The following is a 1,427-nucleotide window of genomic DNA, read 5'->3' on the forward strand; positions in this document are numbered from 1 at the left end:
TGGACTGCCCCCAAAAAGTTAGACACTTTTTAGGGGCATTTTTATTTATGGGATTATCAAAGTATAGTTTAGAATTTAAGTTAGATTGCATTGAAAAAATTTCGAGTAATCATCAGTCGGTTCACTCTATTGCACAGGACTTAGATCTTGATGCCGTTGTAGTACGTAAATGGAAAAGATTTCATGATTTGTATGGTATTGAAGGATTGCAACGCAGGAGTAATCGCATCTATGATGCAGAATTCAAGTTAAAGGTTTTGGAAACCATCATTGCACAGGGGTTATCCCTAAAGCAAGCTGCTGCAAAGTTTAATATTGCATCAGAATCCAGCATTATTAACTGGCGTAAGGCTTACGAAAAAAATGGTATTTTAGGACTAAGGAATAAACCTAAAGGAAGACCTTCAATTATGAGTGATTATAAGCCTAAGAAGAAAAAATCCGGCAAACCATTAACCCGTGAAGAAGAACTTTTACTGGAAAACGAAAGGCTACGAGCCGAGCTTGATTTTCTAAAAAAGTTAGACGCCTTAACTGCCAAAAACAACAAACAAAAGCCATCGAAGAGTTAAGGCATAAATATGATCTATCCGTATTGTTGGATTGTACAGGTATGGCAAGAAGCAGTTTCTACTATCATCAAAAAAAAGGCGGAACAGACAAATATTCGGATATAAAAATAATGATAAAACAAATTTATCATAAACACAAAGGAAGGTTCGGATACCGTCGTATTACCTTGATGATGAAAGAAAAAGGAATTGTTATTAATCATAAAACCGTATTGAGATTAATGAAAATATTAGGATTGAAAAGCATTATCAGAGTAAAAAAATACAGATCTTACCGAGGAGAACAGGGAAAAACAGCACCCAATATTTTGCAGAGAAACTTTAAGGCTGACCAACCAAACAAGAAATGGGCAACCGATGTAACAGAGTTTAATGTGTCGGGGAATAAGCTGTATTTGTCTTCGATCATAGACTTGTTTAATGGAGAGATTATCAGTTATAACCTCTCAGAAAGACCCGTTTTTGCACAAATTATTGATATGCTGAAAAAGGGATTCAAGAGAATTAAAAATACAGAAAACATCATCCTACATTCAGATCAGGGTTGGCAATACCAAATGAAGGCTTATCAAAATATCTTGAAAGAAAAAGGAATTGTTCAAAGTATGTCCCGTAAAGGAAACTGCCTGGATAATGCTGTAATTGAGAATTTTTTCGGAACACTAAAGTCTGAAATGTTTTACATCAAAAAGTTCAAAAGTATTACAGAGCTTAAAAAAGAAATAAAAGAATATATCAATTATTATAACAACGACAGAATAAGATTAAATCTAAAAGGAAAGAGCCCGGTACAATACCGAACTCTTTTCTATCGAAATATTGTGTAATTTTGTCTAAACTTTTGGGTGCAGTCTA

General features: G+C 34.0%; 2 protein-coding genes. Both read left to right on the plus strand.

The features are described 5' to 3' along the window. A partial coding sequence (locus WFH39_RS21145; RefSeq protein WP_336691364.1) for a transposase occupies window positions 1–572 on the plus strand: 572 nt, incomplete at its 5' end. Further along, complete coding sequence (locus WFH39_RS21150) at window positions 560–1,399, plus strand: IS3 family transposase (RefSeq protein WP_336691365.1); 840 nt, start codon at window positions 560–562, stop codon at window positions 1,397–1,399. The genes WFH39_RS21145 and WFH39_RS21150, both read left to right, overlap by 13 nt. Window positions 1,400–1,427: the final 28 nt, after the last annotated feature.

Origin of the sequence: Chryseobacterium sp. MMO-72 (assembly GCF_037146035.1) — a bacterium.
GTDB classification, from domain to species: Bacteria; Bacteroidota; Bacteroidia; order Flavobacteriales; family Weeksellaceae; genus Chryseobacterium; species Chryseobacterium indicum.